We start from the raw sequence: 23,865 nt of genomic DNA, 5'->3' as shown, positions 1-23,865 counted from the left end.
TTCTGCTGTTGTTCGGGGCTTTTTCTTTTTTACACGAGGAAAAACCGAGCGCTCACGGGGCCACCGCGTGATTGCTGGGGTGGGTTGGTTGGCGTGTCTGGCCAAGGGATGTTTGTCGTCTGGAAAGCCCATCGCCCCCTGGACTAGTGTTCAAGCAAGCCCCATGTGGGGTGCTTGTGGAGAACTGAAATGGAGCGACAACACAAAAGGATCAACAGTACGAAAAGGCGCAAGTTGATCGCCGCCTACAAACTGCCGGGTGCGCCGGGCAAGCAGCCGTCCCTGGCGATCAATGCCGAGGATGATTGCAACGCTGCCGTGGTGAACAACAGCGTCATGTCGTTTGCCGAGGGGCTGTCCGGCCTGAGCCGGGAATACATCCGCAAAAGCTATTTGTTGGCCAGCAGCTACGTCAGCGATGTATTGAAGATTCACCGAGGTACCGAGGCCTGGTACGACGAATTTATCAAGGTGATGATCAGCCTGGGTTGGCTGCCGGTGCGCAGCCGTTTCGAGCGGGTCTCACATTCGGGCAAGGGTTTGTCGGTGCAGTTGGCGGCCCTGAATATCATCGCCACGATGCTGGCATCGATGTCGGTTTCGGGACCATTGATCACGGCGCTGCCTAAACTGGCGGCCGATGCGTTGGAGGCCATGAAGCAACAACCGGCGTCCTTTGAGCTGTTCAAACGCAACAGTACGATGCACCAGGGCGGTGATTTCGGCCTGGCGTCCTGCGTAGAAGCGGACGGCGAATTGACAATGGTGCTGGTGACTTACAGCACTCAGAGCGTGAGTAAGCAGGTGGGGTTGCCGTTCCTTGAATGGGACAGCTCCTCGGTCGAGGCCTTCAGCGGGCAAACCTGCTTGGTGCTGAATACCTCGGTGGTCAACGAAAAAACCATCCAATTGATGCGTGAGAGTGCGGGCGACAAAGTGCAGTTGGCAATTGCCAAGTACCGGATTTAGGGCACCAGATAACCACGCACGCCGGTAAAGATAATTTGCGCGGCGAGGGCGCACACGAACAACCCCATCAACCGGCTGACAATCTGCAAGCCCTGGTCACCGAGAATGCGTTCAATACGGTTGGACAGGTACAGCACCACGCCAACGGTGAAGCTGGCCAGGGCGATGCTGAGGATGGCAGTGATCTTGTCATCCCAATGGGGCTGGCTGACGCCCATCACCAGCAACGCACCGATAGTGCCGGGGCCGACGGTGAGGGGAATGGTCAGCGGCACGATGGTCACGTCCTGCTGCACGTTGTCGGTCTGCACCGCTGACTTGCCTTGGGCCATGCCCAGGGCCGAAATAAACAACACACTGCCGGCACCGATGCGAAACGCATCCACGGTGATGCCGAACACACTGAAAATCACCCGGCCGAACAGATAGAGCAATACGCTCGACACCAGGGTCGCCAGCGCCACTTTCCAGGCCAGGCGTCGGCGCTCTTTGCTGGAGTAGCCACGGGTCAGGCTGATAAAGCAGGACAGCACGAAGAACGGGCTGTAGAGCACCAGCATTTTCAGGTAGACGCTGAATAACACGTGGAGCATGGGGAGTGGCTCGCGGCAGGAAAAGTGGGGGAGAGTCTATCAGGCGATAGGCTTCAAATGTGGGAGGGGGCTTGCTCCCGATGGCGGTGTAACAGTCAGATTACCTGTCACTGAACCACCGCCATCGGGGGCAAGCCCCCACCTACATTGGCATTGCATTCCAGATCATGAAACCGTGCTGTGTTCCGCCCGCTGCTGACGCTGTGCCACCCAAAACTCCACCAGCTCACGCAGCTGCGACAATTCCACCGGCTTGGCCATATGCCCATCCATCCCTGCCTGGCGTGCGCGTTCTTTGTGTTCCGAGAGGATATGCGCCGTGAGCGCCACTACCGGTGTGCGAATGCGCTGGTGGCTGACTTCCCACGCACGCAGCTGCTGGGTGGCCGAGAAGCCATCGAGGACCGGCATTTCACAATCCATCAACACCAGGTCGTAGCGCTGGGCCTTCATCGCTTCCAGCGCTTCTTCGCCGTTGCTGGCGGTGTCCGGGTTGAGGTTGAGTTTGCCGAGCATGCCGCGAATCACTTTGGTTGAGATGCTGTTGTCTTCGGCCACCAGGATTTTGAAATCGCTCGGTACGATCACCGCAGCCGGGGCGTTCAACACTGGGCGAGGCTGCACACCGCCTTTGCTGCGTTGAGTCAGTTCATCGGCCAGGGTGGTCTTGAGCGTGTAACCGGCGACCGGCTTGGCGAGGATGCGTTTGATCCCACAGTTGCGCGCGATGACCTTGCTTGGCGCGTTGCTGATGCCGGTGAGCATAATCAGCAGAATGTCGTGATTCAGGCTCGGGTCTTCCTTGATCTTCGCCGCCAGTTGCATGCCGGTCATGCCGGGCATGTTCTGGTCCAGCAGCACCACGTCGAAGTAATCACGCAGGTGCGCCTTGGTGCGCAGCAATGCCAGGGCTTCCTTGCCCGATGGCACCGCGCTGACGTTCAGGCCCCAGGCCGTGCACTGCTGCACCAGCACTTTGCGGCAGGTGTCGTTGTCGTCCACCACCAACACGCGCGCGCCCTTGAGCGGGCCATCGAGGTCGGAGGTAGGGTGTTCCAGGCGTTCCGGGTCCAGCGGCAGGGTCAGCCACAACGTGCTGCCTTGATGGCTGCCACTCTTGATGCCGAACTCGCCGTTCATCAGCATGATCAGTTGGCGTGCGATCACCAGGCCCAAGTGGCCGCTCAGGCGAGTGGCCGAGAGGAAGTTCTTGCTGTGCAGTTCGCTGTGCAGCAGCGCGTCGCGCTCGGCGGCCTCCATCGGCAGGCCGCTGTCCTGCACGGCAATGCGCAGGCGTGGCTTGGTGCTGCGGTCGTCCAGGGCAACGACGATCAGCACTTCGCCTTCATCGGTCTTGTGCAGGGCGTTTTCCAGCAGGCTCAGCAGCGCCTGGCGCAGGCGTGTGGGGTCACCGCTGATGACTCGCGGCACTTGGGGCTGGATAAAGCTGATCAACTCGACATTCTGCTGCTCGGCCTTGGCGCGGAAGATGCTCAGGCAGTCATCAATCAGGGCATTGAGATCGAACTGCACGTCATCCAACTCGATCTGGCCGGATTCGAGCTTGGAGATATCGAGGATTTCGTTGATCAGTGTGAGCAACTCGTTGCCGGCGCTGTGGATGGTCTGCACGTAGTCGCGCTGCTTCACCGACAACGGCGTGCCCAGCAGCAACTCGGTCATGCCCAGCACGCCGTTCATGGGGGTACGGATTTCGTGGCTGATCTTGGCCAGGAACTCGGCCTTGGCGGCAATCTCGGCGTTGCTGGCGGCCAGGTCGCGACTGAGGCTGAAGCGAGCCTCAACAATCGCGCGCTGGCGCTCGCCCATGGCCAGGCTCATCAACAGACCGCTGAGGCAGATGAACGCCAGCAGCGTGATGATCAACCCCTGGGGCGACACCATCGTCAGACCCAGCAACGCGGGGAGGATAATCAGCGTGCCAATGTTGAACACCACCATGCCGGCTACGAACAAGCGTGCCGGGCGGTAGCCTTTCTGCCAGTGATATGACGAGACAAACAGCATGCTCAGGCCCGCCAGCGCCACCAGCGCGTAGGTCATGATGTTCAGCGGCAGGGTGTTGACGAACAACAGCAGCAGGCCACACAGCACGATAAACAGGATATCGGCCATCAACAATTTGTTCAGCGGGTGTGGACCCAGGGGCATGAAGAAACGATAGGCGAACATCAGCCCGCACGGTGCGGTCAGCAGCAGGGCCAGGTAGGCGCCAGGGGTCTGAATCCCGTGCCAATTCGGTAGCCATGGGCCCACCAAGTTGAGCAGCAGCGCCAGGCTGAGCATCAACAACAGTTCGGATGCTGCCAGCCATAGACTGCTGCGCGAGCGGTGGTAAGCGAAGCGTGTGAGGTTGTGCAGGATCAGCATCAACAGACAGCCGAACAGCAGGCCGTAGATCAGCGTCTGGGTCTGGTCGGCGGCGACCAGCACGGCCGGTTCCAGGGTGATATAGGGGCGAAGTTCGTGTTCCGACACCAGACGCAGGTAGACCTCAAGAGGTTTCTGGCTCTGGGGCATCGGTAGCATGAAGTCGCTGCTGGGTAACGGGCGTTCCGACTGGGGCTGGCGGGTGCCGGTGCTCTGTTGCTCGACCAGTGTGTCGCCGTCCAGCACGTAGAGGCTCAGGTGCGACAGGTCCGGAGCGAATATCCGCAGCACTTGTTCGTGCTTGCCGGGTTGCAGCTTGAACCGCACCCACAACGCACCGTCCGGCTGCGCAGCAGTAACGCGGTCCAGTTCGATGGGGCTGAATTGATTGGTGTAGCGGGGCGAACGGATGTCGCTCAGTTGCAGGTCGGCCTGTTCATCAAGCAATACTGCCCAGCCACTGCCTTGCGCGGCGGCCTGGGCCGGGAGCAAGCAGAGCAGCGTCAGCAGACTGACAGTGAAACCTATGGCGATCCTGAGCCAGCGCACGGCGAAATCCCTTCGTAGGTTGATGCACGGTTAACTATGCGCGGGGCAGCCTTATACGGCAAGGGCCTTGGGCCCTTGCCTAACCGAACGGATAGCTAGTGTTACTGGGTTTCGCCACGCTCGCGGGCAATGGCGCGGTAGCCGATGTCCGTGCGATAGAAGCAACCTTTCCAGTCGATCTTCTTGGCCAGTGCATAAGCCTGTTGCTGCGCAGCGTCGACACTGGCACCCATTGCCGTGGCGCACAGTACACGGCCACCGGCGGTCACTACCTTGCCATCCTTGAGCGCGGTGCCCGCATGGAACACCTTGCCTTCCAGCACAGCGGCAGCGTCGAGGCCTTCAATCACATCGCCCTTGGCGTAGTCGGCAGGGTAACCGCCGGCCGCCAGCACAATGCCAACGCTCGGGCGTGGATCCCATTGTGCTTCAACCTTGTCCAGGGCTTGAGCCAGGGCGGCTTCCACCAGCAGCACCAGGCTCGATTGCAGGCGCAGCATCACCGGTTGGGTTTCCGGATCGCCGAAGCGGCAGTTGAACTCGATGACTTTCGGGTTACCGGCCTTGTCGATCATCAGACCGGCGTAGAGGAAACCGGTGTAGACATTGCCTTCATCGGCCATGCCACGCACGGTCGGCCAGATCACCAGGTCCATCACGCGTTGATGCACTTCGCTGGTGACCACCGGGGCAGGGGAGTAGGCGCCCATGCCGCCGGTGTTCGGACCGCTGTCGCCGTCGCCGACGCGCTTGTGATCCTGGCTGGTGGCCATCGGCAGTACGTTCTTGCCATCGACCATCACGATAAAGCTGGCTTCTTCGCCGTCGAGGAATTCCTCGATGACCACGCGCGAACCGGCGTCACCAAAGGCATTACCGGCGAGCATGTCGCGCACGGCGTCTTCGGCTTCCTGCAGGGTCATGGCGACAATCACGCCTTTACCGGCGGCCAGGCCATCGGCCTTGATCACGATTGGCGCACCTTTTTCACGCAGGTAAGCCAGGGCCGGCTCGATCTCGGTGAAGTTCTGGTAGTCGGCGGTCGGGATTTTGTGGCGTGCCAGGAAATCCTTGGTGAAAGCCTTGGAACCTTCCAACTGGGCAGCGCCAGCGGTAGGGCCGAAGCAGTCCAGGCCACGGCTGCGGAACAGGTCCACAACACCCGCCACCAATGGCACTTCCGGACCGACGATGGTCAGGGAGACGTTTTTCTCGGCGAAGTCGGCCAGTTGCTCAAGGGCCAGCACGTCGATGGCGACGTTTTCGCACTTGGCTTCAATGGCCGTACCGGCGTTGCCGGGTGCTACGAAAACTTTCTGGACACGTGGGTCCTGGGCAACTTTCCAGGCCAGGGCGTGTTCACGGCCACCGCTGCCAATGATCAAAACATTCATTTCAAAAACCTCTGTGAAACGCTGTGCTTTCTGTAGGAGCGAGGGTGACGCTTAGTTCTTGCTCGCGAAGATCGTCAACGATAACGGGGGGCATCTGACTCCCCGTGGCGTTCTCGGGCTTTTCGCGAGCAAGAACTAGGCGTCCCGCTCGCTCCTACAGTAGGAAAGCAGTGGTGTTTAGTGACGGAAGTGGCGCATGCCGGTGAAGACCATGGCGATGCCAGCTTCATCAGCAGCGGCGATAACCTCTGCGTCGCGCATCGAGCCGCCCGGTTGGATAACGGCGGTTACGCCGGCCTTGGCTGCATTGTCCAAGCCGTCACGGAACGGGAAGAACGCATCGGATGCCATCACCGAACCTACAACCTGCAAACCAGCGTGCTCAGCCTTGATCGCGGCGATACGCGCCGAGTTCACGCGGCTCATCTGGCCAGCGCCGACACCGATGGTCTGACGGTTCTTGGCGTAGACGATGGCGTTGGATTTAACGTATTTGGCGACTTTCCAGGCGAAGATCAGGTCGTTGATCTCTTGCTCGGTAGGGGCGCGCTTGGTCACCACTTTCAGGTCTTCGCTGCCGATCATGCCGATGTCGCGGCTCTGTACCAGCAAGCCGCCATTGACGCGCTTGTAGTCCCAGGCTGCGGCGCGGTCAGCCGACCACTCACCGCAGGCCAACAGACGCACGTTAGCTTTGGCAGCCACAATGGCGCGGGCTTCTTCGCTGACGGAAGGGGCGATGATGACTTCAACGAACTGACGCTCGACGATGGCCTTGGCGGTCTCGGCGTCCAGCTCACGGTTGAAGGCAATGATGCCGCCGAACGCCGACTCGGTGTCGGTGGCGTAGGCCAGTTCGTACGCCTGGCGGATGCCGCCTTCCGCGTCCGGGCTCACGGCCACGCCACATGGGTTGGCGTGCTTGACGATCACGCAGGCCGGCTTGACGAAGCTCTTCACGCATTCCAGCGCGGCGTCGGTGTCGGCCACGTTGTTGTAGGACAGTTCTTTGCCTTGCAGTTGGGTCGCAGTGGCGATACCCACTTCGGCAGGTTTGGCTTCCACGTAGAACGCCGCGCTCTGGTGCGGGTTCTCGCCGTAGCGCATTTCCTGGGCCTTGATGAACTGGCTGTTGAAGGTGCGCGGGAACTGGCTGCGGCCTTCTGTGCTCAAGGTCTCGGCGGCCTGGTTCACGGTGCCCATGTAGTTGGCGATCATGCCGTCGTAGGCGGCGGTGTGTTCGAACGCCTTGAGCATCAGGTCGAAGCGCTGGGCGTAGGTCAGGCCGCCGGCTTTCAGGCTTTCCAGTACTTGGGCGTAGTCACCGGCGTTCACCACGATGGCCACGTCTTTGTGGTTCTTGGCTGCCGAACGAACCATGGTCGGGCCGCCGATATCGATGTTCTCGATGGCGGTCGGCAGATCGCAGCCTGGCTTGTTGATGGTGGCTTCGAACGGGTAGAGGTTAACCGCTACCAGGTCAATCGGCTTGATGCCGTGCTCGGTCATGATGGCGTCGTCGATGCCGCGACGGCCGAGGATGCCGCCGTGGATTTTCGGATGCAGGGTCTTGACCCGACCGTCCATCATTTCTGCGAAACCGGTGTAGTCCGCGACTTCTACTGCGGCCACGCCGTTGTCCTGCAGCAGTTTGAAGGTCCCGCCTGTGGAGAGGATTTCCACGCCCAGGGCTTCCAGCTCCCGGGCAAATTCGAGGATCCCGGTCTTGTCGGAGACACTGATCAAGGCGCGGCGGATCGGCAGGCGGGTAGTCTGGTCGGTCATTTCAATTTCCATCAAAAGCAAAGGAGTCAGCAAAAAAGGCGACCGGTTTTACGCGGGCGCCTTTCTGGTTGGATTGAATGCTTACAGCAAATCGTATTGTTTGAGCTTTTTACGCAGGGTGCCACGGTTGAGGCCCAGCAGCTCACTGGCTTTGGTCTGGTTGCCCTTGACGTAGTTCATCACGCATTCGAGCAAGGGCGCCTCGACTTCGGAGAGCACCAGGTTGTACACGTCCGTGACGGAAGCGCCCTCAAGGTGGGCGAAATAATTATGCAGCGCCTTCTCGACACTCCCGCGAAGGGTCTGGCCTTCTTCGCTCGGCGTGTTGAGGTGCTGTTTCAAATTGACGTTGTCGCTCACGGGTGTTGTTCCACTCACTAAAGTCTCGGTCATCATCGTCATGCGGCCACCCCTTCTCCGTCCCCTGCTCTCAGGCTCTTGTCTCGCTCGGCAAAAAACTCACGAACGGCGGTGACCTGTGCTTGCGTTTCATCCAAACGATTGAACCCGGCGCGAAACTCCCTGGCGCCCGGCAGGGTTGCGAGATACCAACCCACATGCTTGCGAGCAATGCGCACGCCCATCACGTCTCCATAGAAGGTGTGAAGTGCAGCCAGATGCTCAAGCAGAATACGTTCCACCTCGACCAACTCCGGCGCAGGCAAGACTTCACCGGTACGCAGAAAATGTTCGATCTCACGAAAAATCCATGGACGCCCCTGGGCGGCCCGGCCAATCAACAAACCATCGGCACCGGTGGCGTGCAGCACGCGCCGGGCTTTTTCGGCTGAGTCGATGTCGCCATTGGCAAACACGGGCATCGACACTGCCTGCTTGATTGCGGCGATGGTGTCGTACTCGGCTTCACCGGTGTATAGATCGGCGCGTGTGCGGCCATGCACTGCCAGCGCTGTAATGCCTGCCTGTTCGGCGATCTTCGCCACCGTCAGGCCGTTTTTGTTGTCCCGGTCCCAGCCGGTACGAATCTTCAGGGTTACCGGCACATCCACTGCGGCGACAACGGCCTGCAGGATCTCGGCAACCAACTGCTCATCTTTCAATAGTGCGGAACCGGCGGCCTTGTTGCAGACCTTCTTGGCCGGGCAGCCCATGTTGATGTCGATAATCTGTGCGCCCAACTCCACATTGGCTCGGGCCGCATCCGCCAGCATCTGCGCATCACCGCCGGCGATCTGTACCGAGCGGGGCTCGGGATCACCTTCGTGGATCATGCGCATCCGCGATTTGCGGGTGTTCCACAAGCTCATGTCGCTGGTGACCATTTCCGAGACTACAAGACCCGCGCCCAAACGCTTGCACAGCTGACGAAAGGGCTGGTCGGTGACGCCCGCCATTGGGGCGAGGATCAAGCCGTTCTGCAATGTATATGGGCCGATGCGTACCGCCGACATAGGACTTCCCTGTTGTGGGGCCGGATCATTAGAGTTCGAAAAAGGGTTGGCATGATACCCGCTCTCGATGACTGGATAAAGGCTGGATTGGATAAAATCTGAACAGTTATTTCTTTATCGCCACCGGTTTGGATGCGCGGCGCCGAGTCAATAATCCACCGTCAAGCTTCGGCGCATGGGTCGCCTCACTCGGGCGAGTGGAAGCTCAGGCTGTAATTCACGGCTTTGTTGCCCGGATCAAGGATGTCCAGGGAGATATGGATCGGGGTCTGAGATGGCATTTCGCTAACACCGGCCAACTCGCCGCTGAGGTATTCGGCGGGTTTGAAGCGACGACTGGCAATCAGGCTGCCATTGAGGTCGGCAAAACGCAGCTCCAGCAGCGGAAAGGGCTGGGAGAACGTCGCGCGGTTATAGATGATCGCATCCACCACCAGCGCTCCCGCGAATTCCGGGTGGCTGCGCACCACCAGGTTGCTGCTCTTAATATGGGCGATATCGACCCGTGACGGCACAGTGCAGCCCAGTGTGGGGCACAGTTGCTGGAACCATGGGCGGTAAGCGTCCTGGCGGGCCAGGTCGTCGAATTGGTAGGCAATGTACTGGCCTGCCAGACCGGCCGCGGCGATCAGCACCAGCAGCATCCAGATCAGGCGGCGGCCCAAGCCCTGCGGGCGTTTTTGTGCGTACAGGTGCAGCGGATCGTCTTCGAGGTCCTGAAGCAGGTCGTCGTGAACGCCGGCCTCGGGGCGTGGGCGTTTGCGGCGAAACTGGGGGCGCTCTTCGGGTTCCGGTTCGTCCGCTGACTGGGTGAGCGGGGTGAACGGTGGGTCGATGTCGTCATCATCGGGCGAAGCGCGCAACGGCGTTTCGTCGTCGATAGTGTCGATGTGATGCGACATGGACGGTTCGGTGCGCTGCTTGGTTGCTGGGACTTTGGTCGATTCCGGCTCGTCTTCCGAGACGTTGGTGCGCTCTTCAGGCGGCTCGCTGAACAGGCTGGCGGCCCATTTTTCTTCTTCGGCCTTGACGGTCTCGCGGCTGGCGCTAAGGGCGTCTTCTTTCTGCCTGCGCTCGGCACCCGGTTGGCGACGCTCCGCGCCCACGGGCAGCGTGTGCTGAATCTCGCGGCGCTCCAGCTTGGCCAGTTCTTCGTCCAGGTCCAGGTTGTCGAGGTCCAGCTCTTCGGCGGTCCATTGCTTTTGGCTGATGGCGCGCGGTGCCTCAGGGGGCAGCGCGATCACCGGTTGTTCAGGCTCCGGCGCATGGGCGCGCTGCTCCAGCAACTGGCGAGCCGCGTTGAACACTTGCAGGCACGAGCCGCAGCGCACCACGCCACGGGCCACGCTCAATTGAGCGTGGTTGACGCGAAAGCGTGTTTGGCAATGCGGGCACTGGGTGACGAAACTGTCGGTCATGCGGCCATCCGATTCAGGCAAGCGCTCATTCTAGCGCCGACGCCCGCTGATGCGTACCCAGCCATCGCGGTTAGCGATCGGATCCAGCTCGAAATCCTGGGCATAGGCGGCAGCGACATCTTCGCCTTGCTCGGCAAGGATGCCCGACAGCGCCAGACGCCCACCCGGCTTAACCAGGCTCGACAGTTGCGGTGCCAGGGAAACCAGCGGCCCGGCGAGGATATTCGCCACCAGCACATCGGCCTGTACCTGCGGCAGGTCTTCAGGCAGGTAGAGCGGGAATTTGCCTTCAGGAATGTTGTTGCGCCCGGCGTTATCGCGGGAGGCTTCCAGGGCCTGCACGTCGATATCGGTGCCCACGGCTTCCTTGGCGCCCAGCAGCAGGGCGGCAATCGCCAGGATCCCCGAGCCGCAGCCGAAGTCCAGCACGTTGCTGTCCGTCAAGTCCTGGCCGTCGAGCCATTCCAGGCACAGTGCGGTGGTGGGGTGGGTGCCGGTGCCGAACGCTAGGCCGGGGTCGAGCAGCAGGTTGACCGCGTCAGGCTCTGGGGCGGCATGCCAGCTCGGCACGATCCACAGACGCTGACCGAAACGCATCGGCTGGAAGTTATCCATCCAGCTGCGCTCCCAGTCTTGGTCTTCGATCACTTCGCTGTGATGCTCAGGCAGCGGGCCGCCGGTGAGCAGTTCCATATGGGCCAGCACGGCGGCGGCATCGGTGCCGTCTTCGAACAGGGCCAGCAGGTGAGTGTGGGACCACAGCGGGGTGGTGTTGAGTTCCGGTTCGAAGATCGGTTGGTCTTCGGCGTCCATGAAGGTCACCGAGACGGCGCCCACTTCGAGGAAAGCGTCTTCGTAGGTTTCGGCTTGTTCTGGGCTGATGGCGAGACGGACTTGCAGCCAAGGCATGGCGGGCACCTTTGAAAAAATGAGTGTGCGACGAGCGAGGTCGCGAAAGCGCGCAAGTTTACGCGAGCGAACAGCATAAGACGACATTACTGAGTGAATGCGGACCAAATGTGGGAGGGGGCTTGCTCCCGATTGCAGTGTGCCAGCCTCAGTATCTGTAACTGATCCACCGCTATCGGGAGCAAGCCCCCTCACACATTTGGACTGTGTGCATCCTGGAAAACAGGTGTGCAGAAACAACAAAACCGCCCGAAGGCGGTTTTGTTGGGTGGAGCACTTACTGGTTGGCCAGTTTGTGTTCCAGGTAGTGAATGTTCACACCACCTTCGCAGAAGCCTTCATCACGAACCAGGTCCCGATGCAGCGGGATGTTGGTCTTGATGCCGTCAACCACGATTTCGTCCAGGGCGTTACGCATACGGGCCATGGCCTCGTCGCGGGTGGCGCCCCAGGTGATCAGCTTGCCGATCAGCGAGTCGTAGTTGGACGGAACCTTGTAGCCGCTGTACAGGTGCGAATCCACACGTACGCCGTTGCCGCCGGGCGCGTGGAAATGCTTGACCAGACCAGGGCTTGGGATAAAGGTTTTCGGGTCTTCGGCGTTGATGCGGCACTCCAGGGAGTGGCCATGCATCTTCACGTCGTCCTGGGTGAAGGACAGCACGTTACCAGCGGCGATGCTCAGCATCTCCTTGACGATGTCGATACCGGTGACCATCTCCGAAACCGGGTGCTCTACCTGCACACGAGTGTTCATCTCGATGAAGTAGAAGCGGCCGTTTTCGTAGAGGAACTCGAAGGTACCGGCGCCACGGTAGTTGATGTCGATGCACGCCTTGACGCAGCGAGCCAGAACTTCCTGGCGAGCCTTTTCATCCAGGCCTGGTGCCGGCGCTTCTTCCAACACCTTCTGGTGACGACGTTGCAGCGAGCAATCGCGGTCGCCCAGGTGGATGGCGTGGCCTTGGCCGTCGGACAGAACCTGCACTTCCACGTGACGTGGGTTGGTCAGGTACTTTTCCAGGTAGACCATCGGGTTGCCGAACCAGGCACCCGCTTCGGAACGGGTCTGCTTGGCCGCTTCGATCAGGTCTTCTTCCTTGTGCACCACGCGCATGCCGCGACCACCACCGCCACCGGCGGCCTTGATGATCACTGGGTAACCGACTTCGCGACCAATGCGCAGAGCGGTTTCCTCGTCTTCAGGCAGTGGGCCGTCGGAACCAGGAACGGTTGGCACGCCGGCTGCGATCATGGCGTCCTTGGCCGATACCTTGTCGCCCATCAGGCGAATGGTTTCGGCTTTAGGGCCGATGAAGGCAAACCCGGATTTCTCCACCTGTTCGGCGAAATCGGCGTTTTCCGCGAGGAAGCCGTAGCCCGGGTGGATACCATCAGCGCCGGTCACTTCAGCCGCGGCGATGATGTTCGAGACTTTCAGGTACGAGTTCGTGGCCAGTGGCGGGCCGATGCAGATGCTTTCGTCCGCCAGTTTCACGTGCATCAATTCGGTATCGGCCGTCGAGTAAACAGCGACGGTCTTGATGCCCTCTTCCTTACAGGCGCGCAGGATCCGCAGCGCGATCTCGCCGCGGTTGGCGATCAGGACTTTTTGCAGTTTCTTCGCAGGTTTCAACATCGAAGGCGCTCCGCGGTTCAAACGATGGTGAACAGCGGCTGGTCGTACTCAACCGGCTGACCGTTTTCTACCAGGATGGATTCGATGACGCCGGCTTTTTCAGCGGTGATGTGGTTCATCATTTTCATCGCTTCAACGATGCAGATGGTGTCGCCCACTTTCACAGTCTTGCCGACTTCAACGAAGGCTGGCGAGGTCGGTGCCGGGGTACGGTAGAACGTACCGACCATTGGCGATTTGACCACGAAGCCGTTCAGTGCAGGAGCGGCCGGGGCAGCAGGTGCGGCGGCAGCGGCTGGCGCGGCAGCAGGTGCAGCGGCCGGAGCCGGTGCTTGCATCTGTGGCGCGTAGAACTGTTGGGCCGGGGTCTTGCTGTGGCGGCTGATCCGGACGGACTCTTCGCCTTCCTTGATTTCCAGCTCGTCGATACCGGATTCTTCCAGCAGTTCGATCAGTTTCTTAACTTTACGGATATCCATGAATCATCAACTCCCAAGGGTCGGTCAGGGGCGCTTGGCCGGTTGTTCAAGTTGTTCCAGGGCGGCCTCCAGGGCCAGTCGGTAACCGCTGGCGCCAAGGCCGCAGATCACTCCTACCGCTACGTCGGAGAAGTACGAGTGATGGCGGAAAGCTTCGCGTTTATGCACGTTCGATAAATGCACTTCGATGAATGGGATGCTCACCGCCAGCAGCGCGTCACGTAATGCAACACTTGTGTGCGTAAAAGCGGCGGGATTGATCAGGATGAAGTCCACACCTTCGCCGCGCGCGGCGTGGATGCGATCAATCAATTCGTACTCGGCATTGCTTTGCAGGTAGAGCAGATGGTGGCCAGCTTCACGAGCCCGTCGCTCCAGATCAAGGTTGATCTGATCCAGGGTCACAGCCCCGTAGACGCCCGGTTCGCGGGTGCCGAGCAGGTTCAGGTTGGGTCCGTGAAGAACCAGTAGGGTCGCCATCGGCTGTTCCTTGTTATTGATGGGAGTACGGCAGAACCCGGCGACTATGCCGCAAAGCCTTTGTGACTGTCCAGTTCTATGCAGTAGGCAGCACGATTAGCGAGGATTGCGCAAAATTTGTGACTGGTGGTCGAGATCTGGTCATTGGTAATACGCCCTTGAATCCCGTGGAGATCAAATGTGGGAGGGGGCTTGCTCCCGATAGCGGTGGATCAGTTACAGGTGCTGAGACTGACACACCGCAATCGGGAGCAAGCCCCCTCCCACATGTTGATCTTCATTTGATTTTGGATCTGCATGGGGCAGGTCAGACGCGGAACGCCTGCACAGCGGTATTGAGCTGCCCACCCAGCACCAACAGGTGCTCGCCCTGGCTTCGGCCTTGGCCGATGCGCAGCAAATTATCCTCACCCAACTGATGAATTCGCTCACTGTTATCGCGAATCTCGCTCACCGCACCACTCTGCTGCGCCGTCACATCGGCAATCCGCACAGCAGTGTCGGAAATGGTCTGGATTGCCCCGACGATTTCATCCAGCGCGCCGTCAGCCGCTTGAGCTTGCTGGGCGGTGGATTCGGCGTGTTCGACCTGGGCGCGCATGCCCTCCACTGACTGGTGGGCGGCGTTTTGCAGGCCGGTGATCAAACCCTGGATTTCGGCGGTGGCGCCGGCGGTGCGCTGGGCGAGGGTACGTACTTCGTCCGCGACCACAGCAAATCCACGTCCGGCCTCCCCGGCGCGGGCGGCTTCGATGGCGGCGTTGAGTGCCAGCAAGTTGGTCTGGTCGGCAATCGAGCGAATAACGGTGAGCACGCCGCCGATGGTGGCGGACTCTTCAGCAAGTTTCTCGATCATCTGCGCGTTTTGCTGCACTTCGCCGACCAACGCATGCAAACCGGTCAGGCTCAGGCCGATCACCCGCTGGCCTTGTTCCACCGCCTGGCCCGCGCTGCGGCTGGCGCTGGCGGCTTGGCTCGCATCGCCGGCGACCTGTTGGATGGTCGCTTCGAGTTCGCCCAGGGAGTCGCGGATTTGCGCCGTGTCGCCCGCCTGGCGTTCAGCGCCGTCATGCAGGCCGCTGCTCAGTTCGGCGAGGGCGCGGCTGCTGCCGGCCACTTCTTCGGCATTGCCGCGAATGGTGCCCACCAAGTCCACCAAGTAAGCGCGCAAACGGTTCAGAGAGGCTTCAATGTCGCGCAGTTCGCGGTTGGTCTTGCCCAGTGCGATCGGCTGGCTGAAGTTGCCTTCGGCCCAGGTGGATAGGGCGGGTGCCAGATTGGTCAGCACCCGTGCCAAGCGGCGTTGCAGGGTGTCGATCAACAGCGCGATCAGCAGGATCAGGCCGATCATCACCCCTTGCATCAGGCGTACTTCGCCTTGGATGAGCCCATGTTGTGCGCGTACGACAGGTTCAAGCCCAGCGATGGCCTGTTGCACGGCGTTGATCTTCTGGTGGGTGCTGGCGGCCAGGTCGGCGCGTTGCTGGATCTGTTCGCGGGTGCGCTTGAGTTCGGCGGGGTAGCGGGTCAGCAGGCTGTTGAGCTCGCGCTTGAGGTCGACGCCGGTGTCCTGGGCTTCGGTTTTTTCAGTGTTTTCCAGGCCCATCAAGGCGGAAAAATCATCGGTGTTGGACTCGCTGCTGGCTTTGACGCCAAGCAATGGCAGTTGCCCCAGTACGTCGGCTTGGGCGCGAATATTGGCGACTTCGCGCTCAACATCATCGGCCAACTCCGCGCGCCCGCTGCTCACCAGCTTGTCGCGGGCCAGGGACAACCTGCCCAGGTGCTGGGACGCGGTCAGCAGTGGCGGCAAGTAGCGTGCGGCTTCAGGGGAATTGACGCTGATGGCGTACTGGCTCAACTGGTCCAGATTGGCGCCCAATTCGCGCTCTGCTTGCAGCAGCAACGCTTGTGGGTCGCCGGCCAGCTTGCCGGCGGCCAGCAAGTCGGTCTTGCTGAATGCATCCAGGGCCACCAGGCTGGGGCGCAGGTTCTGCGCCAGATCAGCGGGCAATTCATCCAGATGTTGCAGCAGGTTTTCCAGGCTTTGGCTGGCGCTGCTCAGGCGCAGGGCGTCGCCGCTCGCCAGGTACTCGTCGATATTGCGCGCAGCTTGGTTTTGGAACGTCTGGGACAACCCCAGGTAGCGCTCCATCAGCAAATACGGCCGTTCAAGCGCCCGCTGCGACCACCACAGCGTCGCCCCAAGTGCCAGGCACACGGCCACCAGAAGAAGGGTATTGAGATTGGTCAGCAGCTTCAGGCGCATGCGTGGTTTCAACCGACAGCAAAAGGTAAGTGCCTGAAGTTATTGCGTTTTCATTACAGCGTTATGACGGAATCAGTGGATTCCGGTGAAAAGGTGGCACTTTGCTTTGATGCGCGCGCGGCTTGCACACGGTTGCGTCCGGCATGCTTGGCGCGATACAGCGCCTCGTCGGCCTGGGCGGCCATCATCAGGCTGTCGGAGCCGTCGCACAACTCAACCAGCCCGGCGCTGAAAGTGCACCACAAGTCCTGGGGTTGTGCCGGATAGTGGATTTCGGCAAAGCGCCCGCGGATTTCATCCAGCACCTTGCAGGCCGACTCCAGGTCGGTGTCGGGCATCACGATGGCGAATTCTTCACCGCCGTAGCGCCCGATGTAGTCGGTCTTGCGCAAACGCTGCTTGAGAAACAGCGCCAGGCTCTTGATCACGCGGTCGCCCATCGGGTGGCCGTGACTGTCATTCACGCGCTTGAAGTGGTCGATGTCGAGCATGGCAAAGCTCAGCGGCTTGTTCTCGCGGCGCGCGCGGAAGCTGCAGTCTTCGAGCAATTGCAGGATATGGGTGTGGTTGTACAGCCCGGTCAGGCTGTCGCGCACCATTCGCGCCTTGAGGTGGCGGGCGCGGGCGGCGCGGTTGCGCACGGTGGTGATCAGGTGGCGCGGTTTGATCGGCTTGGTGAGGAAGTCGTCACCGCCTTCGCTCATCGCATCCAATTGCTTGTCGAGGTCGTCTTCGGCCGACAAGTAAATGATCGGCACGCTCACATAGCGGTCGTTATGGCGGATCACCTTGGCCAGTTCGGTGCCGGTGCAGGCGGGCATGTACATGTCGAGGATGATCAGGTCGGGCTGGAAGTCCGCCAGTTCCGCCATGGCCTGGATCGGCTCAATCAAGGTGCGGGTGACGATCCCGGCGCTGTTGAGTAAGCGCTCGGTGTGCAGCGCCTGGGCGCGCGAGTCGTCGATGATCAGCACTTTATAGGGCTCGTACTGGGCGACGCAGGTCAGCACTTCGATTTTTTCCAGCAGGCTGGAGGCTTCCAGTGTGCCGGTCAAAAACTCCTGGCCACCGGCGCGCACGGCTGCCAGGCGGGTCGGGGTATCGGTTTCGTGCAGGCTGAAAAATAACAGCGGCAGCTTTTGCTCCAGGCCTTCCTGGGCTTCGGCAGCGAGCTTGAGGCCCAGGCCTGGGCCGCAGAAATCCACGTCCATCACGATTGCCGACGGCAGGCGCTCGGCCATGGACGCGCGAAACGCTGCCACGCTGTCCAGGGATTGGGCGCTCATGCCAAAAAATTCCAGCTGCTTGGCCAGGCGCTCAGCGCGGTCGTGATCGGCCAGCATCACGTAGATCGGCTTGCGCATCGGCGGCAGGAAGGTTTGTTCCAGCTGGTCGCCCTGGCGCAGGCCGGTGCGGGACAGGCGCTGCATCAAGCGATTGAGTTCGGTGATCAGTTGGCTGCTCAGGCGGCCACGATTTTCATCAACAGCTTTGAGTGATTCACCGATGTTGCGTGCCAACTGGCCGTGTTCGGGTTGCTCAAAACGCTCAGCGAAGCGCAGCAGGCGCAGGTTGGCCTCACTGAGTTCTGAGAGGTCGGCGCCTGACCATTCGCTGCGTTGCAGGCGCTGCCAGATCTCAAGAATTTGACGTGCCTGATGAATTACCCGCTGGGCAAAATGCTGCTTGAGACGCTCACGGCTGGGGTCTTCTGGCTCGGTCATATCCTGACTACTAGTAAGGGTGCATGCTGAGGTCGAACTGATGGCTCTATGCTAGCACCTCTTGTCAGCGGGATGAGTGTCATATGTCAATTAACTGCATGTCGGCGATATTCAGTTAATGACCTAACAGTCGCACAGCGTAAAACGCGTGCATCCTTTATAGTCGAATGCTTCCCGCGCGCCAGTTTGGTGAAAAGCCCCGCATGGGCGGGCACGATGGGGTAGGGTTGTGGTCGGAGTGTTTGAACGCACGCCGTCAATTCAAGTGCATGAACTCAAGTGATTGAAAGGATATCGCCATGCTGGACTGGAAAAACCGCGCAGGCAGTGCCAAAGGCCCCGCCCCTGAGCCAAAGTCGGCCAACCGCAGCTATTTTCGTACCCTGCTGATGAGTCGGGCGCTGCTTAGCGTGCTTGGCTTGTACCTGTTGGTCACAGGTGCCCTTGGTTGGTACTGGAGCGAAGAGCCGGCGCTGTTCCCGGTCCAGCAGAACGCGCAAATTGCTGCCGAGAAAGAAGGCAAGCAGATGGTGGTGGGCTATACCACCGTCGAAACCCTCAAGACCGTGGTCGGCACCTTGCTGAACAAGCCAGGTGGCTATATTTCCAACGACCGTTTCCCGCCGGGCCTGTGGATGGACAACATGCCGAGCTGGGAATACGGCGTGCTGGTGCAAGTGCGCGACCTGACCCGTGCCTTGCGTAAAGATTTCGCCCGTTCCCAGTCGCAGTCGGCTGAAGACGCCGACTTGGCGAAGGCCGAGCCGCGCTTCAACTTCGACAACAAGAGCTGGGTGCTGCCATCGAGCGAGTCGGAGTATCAGGAAGGCATCAACTCCCTGAACCGCTATGAAGCGCGCCTGTCCGACCCCAACCAACGCGGCGCACTGTTCTATTCGCGTGCCGACAACCTGAACAACTGGCTGGGTGATGTTGCTACCCGTCTGGGTTCGTTGTCCCAACGCCTGTCGGCCAGCGTGGGCCGGGTCAAATTGAACACCGCACTGAAAACCGAAGCCCTGGCACCGGGTGAAGTGCCGCAGGTCGACGAAGAAGTGGTGGAAACCCCATGGATGCAGATCGACAACGTGTTCTACGAAGCCCGTGGCCAGGCATGGGCACTGTCCCATCTGCTGCGCGCTATCGAAGTTGACTTCGCCGACGTACTGGCCAAGAAAAACGCCACGGTCAGCGTGCGCCAGATCATCCGTGAGCTGGAAGCCTCCCAAGAACCTGTCTGGAGCCCGATGATCCTCAACGGCAGCGGCTTCGGCGTACTGGCGAACCACTCGCTGGTGATGGCCAACTACATCTCGCGGGCCAACGCTGCGGTGATTGATCTGCGTCAGTTGCTTAACCAGGGTTGATGATGGACGCTTCTCAACAGGAGGCCGCGCACCGTGCGGCTTCCGATGCTGAACTGATTTGCTGGGTCGACGAGCAGGACAACCTGCTCGGCACCCTCGTCAGGTCCGACCTTCGCCAGCGCGGCCTGATTGGCCGCTGCACGTTTATCTTCCTGTTCAACTCTGCCGGCGAGCTGTGTGTGCACCGGCGTACCCTGAGCAAAGCCATGTACCCAGGATTTTGGGATACGGCGGCCGGCGGCATGGTGGCGGCCGGGGAAGAGTACGCCGACTCTGCAGCGCGTGAGCTGGAGGAAGAACTGGGTGTGGGCGGGGTGGAATTGGTCGAGCATGATCATTTCTACTTCGAGGACGGTAACAACCGGCTCTGGTGCAGATCCTATTCCGCCGTGTGGGATGGCCCCCTGCGGTTGCAGCCCGAAGAAGTCATGGAAGCGCGCTTTTTGCCCATCGAAATTGTCCTGCAGGAGGCCGAACAAAAGCCCTACTGCCCGGACGCACAAGAGGGCTTGCGCCGCTATCTGGCCTCGCGTCGCTAAAGTTGCATAAATTGGCGCCATTTGGCCCTTAGCAAGTCGGCCTTTTGCCGTTACACTGCGCGACTTTTCACCCGAGCCACCTTGGCGGTTCGGTAGCGCTGCCCCTGCCTGAGTGGGGCTTCGCGGTCGGTCGTGCTTGAGCGCGCCGATCAGTCTTCATCCTCCCAAGAGGATTGCCGGTGGCCAAAAAAGCCGCATCCTTCGCCGCCCTTGGTGGCCTGGTATTTTCCACCGATGCAGGTCGACACTGCCCGGACTGTCGTCAGCCCGTGGATTCGTGTACCTGCAAACAGACCCTGATCCCTGAAGGCGACGGTATTGCCCGCGTGAGACGCGAGAGCAAGGGCCGTGGCGGCAAGACGGTGACGACTATCACCGGCGTGCCCCTGGCTGAAGATGCGCTCAAGGAACTGGCTACCACGCTGAAAAAGCGTTGTGGCACCGGTGGCGCGTTGAAAGACGGCGTCATCGAGATCCAGGGCGATCACGTCGAACTGCTGTTGGCCGAGCTGATCAAGCTCGGTTACAAGGCCAAGAAGTCCGGCGGCTGACAGCCTCTTCCCAACCTGTGTCTAAACTCTGTCCTGCGAGTGGGGTCTACCTTCCTTACAGGCAAATCGTCATTTTCATTCTTTAGACTGCGCCAGCCTCCCTGAGAGGTGGCGCCTTCGCCTTCATTTATAGGGGACTTCGATGTCCGTACGACGCACACGCAAAGACGATGGCAGCCAATGGACAGTTGCGGACAGCCGCAGTGTTTACGGGATCCGCCATTGGGGGGCCGGGTATTTCGCGATCAATGACGCCGGTCGCGTTGAAGTCCGTCCGAACGGCCCGAACAGCACGCCTGTCGATCTCTTCGAGCAAGTCGACCAGTTGCGCAAAAGCGGCCTGTCGTTACCGTTGCTGGTGCGCTTCCCTGACATCCTGCAAGACCGTGTACGCCAGTTGACCGGCGCCTTCGACGCCAACATCGAGCGCCTGGAATACCAGAGCAAGTACACCGCGCTGTACCCCATCAAAGTGAACCAGCAGGAAGCGGTGATCGAGAACATCATCGCCACTCAGGACGTGTCTATCGGCCTTGAAGCCGGCTCCAAGCCTGAGCTGCTGGCCGTACTGGCCCTGGCGCCGAAGGGCGGCACCATCGTCTGCAACGGTTACAAAGACCGTGAGTTCATCCGCCTTGCGCTGATGGGCCAGAAGCTCGGTCACAACGTGTTTATCGTGATCGAGAAAGAATCCGAAGTCGGCCTGGTGATCGAAGAGGCTGCCAACCTCAAGGTCAAGCCACAGGTTGGCCTGCGTGTGCGGTTGTCGTCCCTGGCGTCGAGCAAATGGGCAGACACCGGTGGCGAGAAGTCCAAGTTCGGTTTGTCGGCGGCGCAGCTGTTGTCCGTGGTTGAGCGCTTCCGCGCGGCCGGGCTGGACCAGGGCATTCGCTTGCTGCACTTCCACATGGGCTCGCAGATCGCCAACCTGGCCGATTACCAGCACGGGTTCAAGGAAGCCATTCGTTACTACGGCGAACTGCGCAACCTCGGCCTGCCGGTGGACCACATCGACGTGGGCGGCGGCCTGGGCGTCGACTACGACGGTACCCACTCGCGTAACGCTAGCTCGATCAACTACGACATGGACGACTACGCCGGCGTGGTCGTGGGCATGCTCAAGGAGTTCTGCGACGCGCAGAGCCTGCCGCACCCGAATATCTTCTCCGAAAGCGGTCGTTCCCTGACTGCTCACCACGCCATGCTGGTGGTGCAGGTGACCGACGTCGAGAAACACAACGACGAAATCCCGGTCATCGAAAACAAGGAAAGCCTGCCGGAAACCGTGCAATGGCTGGTGGACCTGCTGGGTCCGACCGATATCGAGATGGTCACCGAAACCTACTGGCGCGCCACTCACTACATGAGCGACGTGGCCACCCAGTACGCCGACGGCAAACTGACCCTGGCCGAAAAAGCCCTGGCCGAACAGTGCTACTTCGCGGTGTGCCGCCGTCTGCACAACTCGCTCAAAGCCCGCCAGCGCTCGCACCGCCAAGTGCTGGACGAACTCAACGACAAGCTGGCCGACAAGTACATCTGCAACTTCTCGGTATTCCAGAGCCTGCCGGACACCTGGGCCATCGGCCAGGTACTGCCGATCCTGCCGCTGCACCGTCTCGACGAAGAGCCGCTGCGCCGCGCCGTGCTGCAAGACCTGACCTGCGACTCCGACGGCAAGATCAAGCAGTACGTCGACGAGCAGAGCATCGAGACCAGCCTGCCGGTACACGCCCTGAACGAAGGTGAAGACTACCTGTTGGGTATCTTCCTGGTCGGCGCCTATCAGGAAATCCTGGGCGACATGCACAACCTGTTCGGTGACACCGATTCGGTGAACATCTACCAGCGTGAAGACGGTTCGGTGTACAGCGCCGGGATCGAGACACACGACACTATCGAAGACATGCTGCGCTACGTGCACTTGTCGCCGGAGGAGTTGATGACTCACTACCGTGACAAGTGTGCGAGCGCGAAGATCAGCGCGTCGGAGCGTACTCAGTTCCTGGACGCGTTGCGTTTGGGCCTGACGCGTTCTTCGTACCTTTCCTCCTGACAACACCCCGTAGGAGCCTGTTTGCCGGCGATGGCGTCCTTGAAACCCATGCAAGTCTCAAGGGCCTCATCGCCGGCAAGCCGGCTCCTACAGTGGATGCGGTGCGATGTAGAGGTAAGCAATGTCGAGCAAATTTCTGCAAGCATTTACCCTGGCCGTCGCGGCATTCCTGTCGGCCTGCTCGCCCATCAAGGTGCTCAACGCACTCACGCCCTCCAGTACCTTCACTAAGACATCCTCCATCGCCTACGGCGATGATCCCCGCCAGAAACTCGATATCTACCGCCCGGCCAATGCTGCGCCGAAAGCGCCTGTGGTGGTGTTTTTCTACGGCGGCAGCTGGAACAGCGGCGCCAAGGCCGACTACGCGTTTGTCGGCGAAGCCCTGGCCTCGCGCGGCATTGTGGCGGTGATCGCCGATTACCGGCTGTACCCGCAAGTGCGTTACCCCGCATTCCTCCAGGATGGCGCCAAAGCGGTGGCCTGGACCGTTGAGCACATCGCCGAATATGGCGCAGACCCCAGGCAGCTCTATGTGATGGGCCATAGCTCCGGCGCCTATAACGCCGCGATGCTGGCGCTGGACGCACGCTGGCTGCAAGGCGTGGGTCTGACCCCGGCTATCTTCAAAGGCTGGATCGGCCTGGCCGGGCCTTATGACTTTCTGCCGATTGAAAACCCTGAAGTCAAACCGGTGTTCTTCTTCCCAGATTCGCCGCCCGATTCCCAGCCGATCAATCATGTAAGTGCCGCGGCGCCGCCGAGCCTGTTGATCGCTTCGATCGACGACGACCTGGTCAACCCCACGCGCAATACCGGTGGCCTGGCGAAAAAGCTGCGTGAAGTTGGGGTGCCGGTCGAGGTGGACTCTTTCACCCGCACCAGCCACGCGACATTGGTGGCGTCGTTCGCCAAGCCACTGCGCTGGCTGGCGCCGGTGCTGGAGCGGGTGACGGGGTTTATTGAGTCTACCCCCGGCCAGTAGGCTAATCAGGACTGGGAGCGGTCAGCGGATGTCAATGCAGAGCGCGACCGAACACGTGCCCGGATTGTAACGCAGAGTCACTCGCTGCATTTCTCCTACGCTGTTGCGTCGCGCTACGGTGACATCTCTGCTGTTGATTGGCAGGTCAAGCGACTGCCCCGGCGCGAGTGCGTGTATATCCGTGGCTTGGGTAACCACCATCTCGACCGCCGTCTTGTTTTCGAATCGTTGTACGCCGTTGATGTTGCTAGGGCCTTGCCCATTGGTGCATCCAGCGAGTGTGGCCAGCGTGCAGGCCGCAGCAATCCACAGGGGGTTTCTGATGTTCATATCCGACTCTCCATGCATGTATGAAA

General features: G+C 60.5%; 20 protein-coding genes. 6 read left to right on the top strand and 14 right to left on the bottom strand.

The window, feature by feature from the left end; translation table 11 throughout:
- The first annotated feature begins 189 nt into the window (after nucleotides 1–189).
- Complete coding sequence (locus tag ACVWXD_RS21610; RefSeq protein ID WP_122764172.1) at nucleotides 190–969, top strand: hypothetical protein; 780 nt, start codon at nucleotides 190–192, stop codon at nucleotides 967–969.
- Here ACVWXD_RS21610 and ACVWXD_RS21605 read toward each other — a convergent pair.
- The 13 genes from ACVWXD_RS21605 to ACVWXD_RS21545 form a co-directional block, all read right to left on the bottom strand.
- Nucleotides 966–1,562 (bottom strand): MarC family protein, encoded by a 597-nt coding sequence (locus ACVWXD_RS21605; protein WP_032890615.1) that lies wholly within the window; start codon nucleotides 1,560–1,562, stop codon nucleotides 966–968. The genes ACVWXD_RS21610 and ACVWXD_RS21605 overlap by 4 nt on opposite strands.
- Before the next feature lie 165 nt (nucleotides 1,563–1,727).
- Nucleotides 1,728–4,502, bottom strand: a complete 2,775-nt coding sequence (locus ACVWXD_RS21600; protein WP_032890617.1) for a hybrid sensor histidine kinase/response regulator — start codon at nucleotides 4,500–4,502, stop codon at nucleotides 1,728–1,730.
- Between the two features lie 101 nt (nucleotides 4,503–4,603).
- Nucleotides 4,604–5,896, bottom strand: a complete 1,293-nt coding sequence (gene purD, locus ACVWXD_RS21595; protein WP_032890619.1) for a phosphoribosylamine--glycine ligase — start codon at nucleotides 5,894–5,896, stop codon at nucleotides 4,604–4,606.
- A 177-nt stretch (nucleotides 5,897–6,073) separates the two neighbouring features.
- Entirely contained in the window at nucleotides 6,074–7,681 is a 1,608-nt protein-coding gene (purH, locus tag ACVWXD_RS21590; RefSeq protein ID WP_032890621.1) for a bifunctional phosphoribosylaminoimidazolecarboxamide formyltransferase/IMP cyclohydrolase, read from the bottom strand.
- 81 nt (nucleotides 7,682–7,762) lie between these two features.
- Entirely contained in the window at nucleotides 7,763–8,083 is a 321-nt protein-coding gene (gene fis, locus ACVWXD_RS21585; RefSeq protein ID WP_032890623.1) for a DNA-binding transcriptional regulator Fis, read from the bottom strand.
- Entirely contained in the window at nucleotides 8,080–9,093 is a 1,014-nt protein-coding gene (gene dusB, locus ACVWXD_RS21580) for a tRNA dihydrouridine synthase DusB (protein WP_017527884.1), read from the bottom strand. Before dusB ends, fis begins: the two co-directional genes overlap by 4 nt.
- Before the next feature lie 185 nt (nucleotides 9,094–9,278).
- Nucleotides 9,279–10,511, bottom strand: a complete 1,233-nt coding sequence (locus ACVWXD_RS21575) for a DUF3426 domain-containing protein (protein ID WP_032890625.1) — start codon at nucleotides 10,509–10,511, stop codon at nucleotides 9,279–9,281.
- Between the two features lie 30 nt (nucleotides 10,512–10,541).
- On the bottom strand, nucleotides 10,542–11,420 hold the full coding sequence (gene prmA, locus ACVWXD_RS21570) for a 50S ribosomal protein L11 methyltransferase (protein ID WP_032890627.1): 879 nt from the start codon (nucleotides 11,418–11,420) through the stop codon (nucleotides 10,542–10,544).
- A 277-nt stretch (nucleotides 11,421–11,697) separates the two neighbouring features.
- Nucleotides 11,698–13,059, bottom strand: coding sequence for an acetyl-CoA carboxylase biotin carboxylase subunit (gene accC / locus ACVWXD_RS21565; RefSeq protein WP_003188188.1), 1,362 nt, complete (start codon nucleotides 13,057–13,059; stop codon nucleotides 11,698–11,700).
- Nucleotides 13,060–13,076: 17 nt separating this feature from the next.
- A complete protein-coding gene (gene accB / locus ACVWXD_RS21560) occupies nucleotides 13,077–13,538 on the bottom strand; it encodes an acetyl-CoA carboxylase biotin carboxyl carrier protein (protein WP_027607997.1) in 462 nt (153 codons plus the stop codon).
- A 24-nt stretch (nucleotides 13,539–13,562) separates the two neighbouring features.
- A complete protein-coding gene (gene aroQ, locus ACVWXD_RS21555; protein ID WP_010213488.1) occupies nucleotides 13,563–14,018 on the bottom strand; it encodes a type II 3-dehydroquinate dehydratase in 456 nt (151 codons plus the stop codon).
- A gap of 307 nt (nucleotides 14,019–14,325) precedes the next feature.
- On the bottom strand, nucleotides 14,326–16,287 hold the full coding sequence (locus ACVWXD_RS21550) for a methyl-accepting chemotaxis protein (protein WP_032887155.1): 1,962 nt from the start codon (nucleotides 16,285–16,287) through the stop codon (nucleotides 14,326–14,328).
- A gap of 53 nt (nucleotides 16,288–16,340) precedes the next feature.
- Complete coding sequence (locus ACVWXD_RS21545) at nucleotides 16,341–18,011, bottom strand: response regulator (protein WP_032887154.1); 1,671 nt, start codon at nucleotides 18,009–18,011, stop codon at nucleotides 16,341–16,343.
- A 299-nt stretch (nucleotides 18,012–18,310) separates the two neighbouring features.
- Here ACVWXD_RS21545 and ACVWXD_RS21540 point away from each other — a divergent pair, with 299 nt between their 5' ends.
- From ACVWXD_RS21540 to ACVWXD_RS21520, 5 genes are all read left to right on the top strand, one after another.
- Nucleotides 18,311–19,378 carry a DUF2333 family protein gene (locus ACVWXD_RS21540; RefSeq protein ID WP_032887153.1) on the top strand — a complete coding sequence of 356 codons (1,068 nt, stop codon included), beginning with the start codon at nucleotides 18,311–18,313 and terminating at the stop codon, nucleotides 19,376–19,378.
- Between the two features lie 2 nt (nucleotides 19,379–19,380).
- Entirely contained in the window at nucleotides 19,381–19,917 is a 537-nt protein-coding gene (locus ACVWXD_RS21535) for an NUDIX hydrolase (RefSeq protein ID WP_032887152.1), read from the top strand.
- 179 nt (nucleotides 19,918–20,096) lie between these two features.
- The gene (locus ACVWXD_RS21530) at nucleotides 20,097–20,468 is read left to right on the top strand and encodes a translation initiation factor Sui1 (RefSeq protein WP_005784408.1); all 372 of its coding nucleotides are present in this window, start codon (nucleotides 20,097–20,099) and stop codon (nucleotides 20,466–20,468) included.
- Between the two features lie 142 nt (nucleotides 20,469–20,610).
- Nucleotides 20,611–22,524, top strand: coding sequence for an arginine decarboxylase (gene speA, locus ACVWXD_RS21525; protein WP_032887150.1), 1,914 nt, complete (start codon nucleotides 20,611–20,613; stop codon nucleotides 22,522–22,524).
- 121 nt (nucleotides 22,525–22,645) lie between these two features.
- Nucleotides 22,646–23,509, top strand: coding sequence for an alpha/beta hydrolase (locus ACVWXD_RS21520; protein WP_260367359.1), 864 nt, complete (start codon nucleotides 22,646–22,648; stop codon nucleotides 23,507–23,509).
- Between the two features lie 21 nt (nucleotides 23,510–23,530).
- Here the strand turns inward: ACVWXD_RS21520 and ACVWXD_RS21515 are convergent, their stop codons facing one another.
- Nucleotides 23,531–23,839: a hypothetical protein gene (locus ACVWXD_RS21515; protein ID WP_260367358.1), complete on the bottom strand. Its 309-nt coding sequence runs from the start codon at nucleotides 23,837–23,839 to the stop codon at nucleotides 23,531–23,533.
- Between the last annotated feature and the right edge of the window lie 26 nt (nucleotides 23,840–23,865).

The organism is Pseudomonas sp. TE3911 (genome assembly GCF_054062775.1).
The sequence above is the reverse complement of the archived record's forward strand: the minus strand, read 5'-3'. Positions and strand labels throughout refer to the sequence as shown.